This window comes from Pseudomonas sp. PS01299 (genome assembly GCF_029960145.1).
In the GTDB taxonomy this organism is placed as follows: domain Bacteria; phylum Pseudomonadota; class Gammaproteobacteria; order Pseudomonadales; family Pseudomonadaceae; genus Aquipseudomonas; species Aquipseudomonas putida_A.
In genome coordinates this window covers 1-3,769 of record NZ_JASCPO010000365.1, presented here as the reverse complement: position 1 = coordinate 3,769, position 3,769 = coordinate 1, and the positions used below count along the sequence as shown (strand labels likewise).

The 3,769-nt window shown below is 63.0% G+C and carries 4 protein-coding genes; all 4 read left to right on the top strand.

Annotated features, from left to right (window positions below; all coding sequences use genetic code 11):
• Positions 1-251 precede the first annotated feature (251 nt).
• From QMX91_RS29690 to QMX91_RS29675, 4 genes are read left to right on the top strand one after another with little or no spacing between them, the layout of a single operon-like run.
• Positions 252-842: an amino acid synthesis family protein gene (locus QMX91_RS29690; protein ID WP_095136389.1), complete on the top strand. Its 591-nt coding sequence runs from the start codon at positions 252-254 to the stop codon at positions 840-842.
• A 31-nt stretch (positions 843-873) separates the two neighbouring features.
• Positions 874-1,707 carry an alpha/beta fold hydrolase gene (locus tag QMX91_RS29685; RefSeq protein WP_135295986.1) on the top strand — a complete coding sequence of 278 codons (834 nt, stop codon included), beginning with the start codon at positions 874-876 and terminating at the stop codon, positions 1,705-1,707.
• A complete protein-coding gene (locus QMX91_RS29680; RefSeq protein WP_282413809.1) occupies positions 1,704-3,185 on the top strand; it encodes an aldehyde dehydrogenase in 1,482 nt (493 codons plus the stop codon). The genes QMX91_RS29685 and QMX91_RS29680 overlap by 4 nt, the downstream gene beginning before the upstream one ends.
• A 12-nt stretch (positions 3,186-3,197) precedes the next feature.
• Complete coding sequence (locus QMX91_RS29675; protein WP_210558795.1) at positions 3,198-3,683, top strand: flavin reductase family protein; 486 nt, start codon at positions 3,198-3,200, stop codon at positions 3,681-3,683.
• Positions 3,684-3,769 lie beyond the last annotated feature (86 nt).

Sequence of the window (3,769 nt, the reverse complement as noted above, 5' to 3'; positions counted from 1 at the left end):
TTTCCATCGTGGGAGGGGGCTTGCTCCCGAAGGCGCTGTGTCAGGCACCCGAGATGTCGACCGATCCACCGCTTTCGGGAGCAAGCCCCCTCCCACAGGGTGTAATGGTGTTTGTGAGATTGGGGCTGGCAGTGAATACACCGCCATTCGCCGGATGGATCCGGCAAATCTTGCGTGGGGGACTTGCACGATCGGTATTATGGTATACCATCAGACGCACAGACACTCTCAATCCCCCTACGGAGCAGCTCATGAGTTTCGAAATTCGCAAGATCGTCAGCTATGTCGAAGAAACCTTCATCGAAGGCGGCAAGGTCACTGACAAGCCAGTGACCATGGTCGGGCTGGCTGTGGTGATGAAGAACCCGTGGGTCGGCAACGGCTTCGTCGAGGATTTGAAACCGCAGATCCGCGCCAACTGCTCCGACCTCGGCGCCATGATGGTCGAGCGTCTGGTGGGCATCATCGGCGGCGCCGAGAAGATCGAGGCGTACGGCAAAGCGGCAGTGGTCGGCGCCGACGGCGAGATCGAACACGCCTCGGCGGTGATCCACACCCTGCGCTTCGGCAATCACTACCGCGAAGCGGTCAAGGCCAAGAGCTACCTGAGCTTCACCAACAAGCGCGGCGGCCCGGGAACCTCGATCCAGATCCCGATGATGCACAAGGACGACGAAGGGCTGCGTTCGCACTACATCACCCTGGAAATGCAGATCGAAGACGCGCCGCGTGCCGACGAAATCGTCGTGGTGCTCGGTTGCGCCGACGGTGGTCGCCTGCACCCGCGCATCGGCAACCGCTACATCGATCTGGAAGAACTGGCCGCCGAAAAAGCCCAGTAATCACAATAAAAAGGCATTGCAGGAGCGCTCCATGATTCGGCTCACCGCTGAACTCACCCCGGCTGGCACCAGTTACCTGGCGACCGGCCAAGGCCAGCCCGTGGTCTTGATCCACGGCGTGGGCCTGAACAAAGAAATGTGGGGCGGCCAGATCGTTGGCCTGTCTGCCCAATACCGGGTGATCGCCTACGACATGCTCGGCCACGGCGCCAGCCCGCGCCCGGCCAGCGGCACCGGCCTGCTCGGTTATGCCGATCAGTTGCTGGAGCTGCTCGATCACCTGAATCTGCCCCAGGCAGCGGTGATCGGTTTCTCCATGGGCGGACTGGTGGCACGGGCGTTTGCCCTGCACTACCCGGAGCGCCTGCAAAGCCTGGTGGTGCTTAACAGCGTGTTCAACCGCAGTGAAGAACAGCGCGCCGGGGTTATCGCCCGTACCGCGCAGGCCGCTGAGCACGGCCCGGATGCCAACGCCGAAGCGGCGCTGTCGCGCTGGTTCAGCCGTGAATATCAGGCGGCCAACCCGGCGCAGATCGCAGCCATTCGTCAGACCCTGGCCGGCAACGACCCGCAGGGTTACCTGACCACCTACGAATTGTTCGCCACGCAGGACATGTACCGCGCCGACGACCTCGGCAGCATTCAGGCGCCGACGCTGATCGCCACCGGCGAACTCGACCCCGGTTCCACCCCGGAAATGGCGGAGCAACTGGCCCGGCGCATCCCCGGCGCGAAGGTTGCGGTGCTGCCCGAGCAACGGCATATGATGCCGGTAGAGTCGCCGCGCCTGGTCAACCAGACGCTGCTGGAATTTCTCGAATTCGCACACTCCCGACAAAACCCTATAAAGGGGATCGTTGCATGACACTCGCACGCTTCCAGATGTGCATCGGCGGAGAATGGGTCGATGCCCTCTCCGGCAAGACCTTCGAAAGCCTCAACCCGGCCAGCGCCCAAGCCTGGGCCGAACTGCCCGATGCCGATGAAGCCGACGTCGAACGCGCCGTGCAAGCGGCGCAGACGGCTTTCGACAGCCCGGCCTGGCGCGGCCTCACCGCCACCGCACGCGGCAAACTGCTGCGCCGTCTCGGTGACCTGATCGCAGAAAACAAGGAACAACTGGCGCAGTTGGAAAGCCGCGACAACGGCAAACTGATCCGCGAAACCCGTGGTCAGGTCGGCTATCTGCCGGAGTTCTTCCATTACACCGCAGGCTTGGCCGACAAGCTCGAAGGCGGCACCCTGCCGCTGGACAAGCCCGACCTGTTTGCCTACACCGTGCACGAAGCGATGGGTGTGGTTGCCGCGATCATTCCGTGGAACAGCCCGCTGTACCTGACCGCGATCAAACTGGCCCCGGCCCTCGCCGCCGGCAACACCATCGTGATCAAGCCTTCCGAACACGCCTCGGCGACCATCCTTGAGCTGGCACGTCTGGCCCTCGAAGCCGGGATTCCGCCGGGCGTGGTCAACGTTGTCACCGGTTACGGCCCGAGCACCGGCGCCGCCCTCACCCGCCATCCGCTGATCCGCAAGATCGCCTTCACCGGCGGCGCGGCCACGGCCCGGCACGTGGTGCGCAGCAGCGCCGAAAACTTCGCCAAGCTGTCGCTGGAACTCGGCGGCAAATCGCCGAACATCATCTTCGCCGACGCCGATCTGGACAGCGCGATCAACGGCGCCATCGCCGGGATCTACGCCGCCTCGGGCCAGAGCTGCGTGTCCGGTTCGCGCCTGCTGGTGCAGGACGAAATCTACGACGAGTTCGTCAATCGACTGGTCGAACGCGCCCAGCGCATCCGCATCGGCAACCCGCAGGAAGACCACAGCGAAATGGGCCCGATGGCTACTGCGCAGCAATTGGCGGTGGTCGAAGGCCTGGTGGCTGATGCCCTTGCTGAAGGCGCGCGGTTGCGCACCGGCGGCAAGCGCCCCACCGATCTGGGTGACGGCTGGTTCTACGAGCCGACGCTGTTCGAGTGCGATCGCAACTCGATGAAGATCATGCAGGAAGAAGTCTTCGGCCCGGTGGCATCGGTGATTCGCTTCAAAGACGAAGCCGAGGCGCTGGCAATCGCCAACGACTCGCAGTTCGGCCTCGCCGCCGGCATCTGGACACGCGATCTGGGCCGCGCCCATCGCCTGGCGCGGGATGTGCGCTCGGGGATCATCTGGGTCAATACCTACCGTGCGGTGTCGGCGATGGCGCCGATCGGCGGCTTCAAGAACAGTGGCTATGGACGCGAAAGCGGCATCGATTCGGTGCTGGCCTACACCGAACTGAAAACGGTGTGGATCAATCTCTCTCAGGCCCCGATGCCTGATCCGTTTGTGATGCGCTAGGAGTCCTGCGACATGATCGAACCCGGCATTTACAAAGACGTCATGAGCTCGTTTCCGTCCGGAGTCACGGTGGTCACCACCCTCGACCCGGAGGGCGGCATCGTCGGCATCACCGCCAGCGCCTTCAGCGCGCTGTCGATTGATCCGGCGCTGGTGCTGTTCTGCCCCAACTACGCTTCCGACACCTACCCGGTGCTGCGCGACAGCAAGAAGTTCGCGATCCATTTGCTGTCCGCCGACCAGACCGCTGAAGCCTACGCCTTCGCCGGTAAAGGCAAGGACAAGGCCAAGCACATCGAGTGGCATTTGAGCGAACTCGGTAACCCGATCCTCGCCAAGGCCACAGCAATCATCGAGTGCGAGTTGTGGCGAGAATACGACGGTGGTGATCACGCGATCATTGTCGGCGCGGTGAAGAACCTGATCCTGCCCGAGCAACCGGTGACGCCGATGATTTATCACAAGGGCAAGCTCGGGCCGTTGCCAACCCTGGCCTGATTAACACACCCAAATCCCAATGTGGGAGCGGGCTTGCTCGCGAATGCGGTGGATCATTCAACATTGATGTCGACTGACACGACGCC

Excerpts from the sequence above, each read along its gene's own strand:
- QMX91_RS29675 (WP_210558795.1), top strand. The coding sequence starts at position 3,198 with ATGATCGAACCCGGCATTTACAAAGACGTCATGAGCTCGTTTCCGTCC.
- QMX91_RS29690 (WP_095136389.1), top strand. The coding sequence starts at position 252 with ATGAGTTTCGAAATTCGCAAGATCGTCAGCTATGTCGAAGAAACCTTC.
- QMX91_RS29680 (WP_282413809.1), top strand. The coding sequence starts at position 1,704 with ATGACACTCGCACGCTTCCAGATGTGCATCGGCGGAGAATGGGTCGAT.
- QMX91_RS29685 (WP_135295986.1), top strand. The coding sequence starts at position 874 with ATGATTCGGCTCACCGCTGAACTCACCCCGGCTGGCACCAGTTACCTG.